Origin of the sequence: Nocardia blacklockiae, from assembly GCF_015477355.1 — a bacterium.
GTDB lineage: Bacteria > Actinomycetota > Actinomycetes > Mycobacteriales > Mycobacteriaceae > Nocardia > Nocardia blacklockiae.
On the sequence record NZ_JADLRJ010000058.1, the window covers coordinates 1 to 323 of the forward strand.

General features: G+C 76.5%; 1 protein-coding gene. It reads right to left on the bottom strand.

From position 1 onward, the window contains the following. A partial coding sequence (locus IU476_RS35740) for an AMP-binding protein (protein ID WP_324194595.1) occupies positions 1–307 on the bottom strand: 307 nt, incomplete at its 3' end. Positions 308–323 lie beyond the last annotated feature (16 nt).

Here is a 323-nt window from a genome sequence, read left to right on the forward strand (position 1 = left end):
CCAGCAGCAGGATTCGCAGACCGGGCAGGGCCCGGCCGATGCCGCGGGGCCGCGCGCCGCCGAACGCGGCGGCGTCGAGGGCGCGGAAGGTCACGTGCACCGTGGTCTCGGTGATGCCGGACATGTTGATCAGCCGGGGGGGGTGCTCGCCGTGACGGGCGTTCCAGTCCGCCAGGCGGCGCGGTTCCAGGGCCTCGCCGCCGACCACGACGTACCGCAGGTCCGGCAGCGCGGCCTCGGGCCCGGCGGCGCGGTCCGCGGCGTCGAGCTGGTAGAACGCCGACGGCGTCTGGTTGAGCACGCTCACCCGCTCCCGGCGCAGC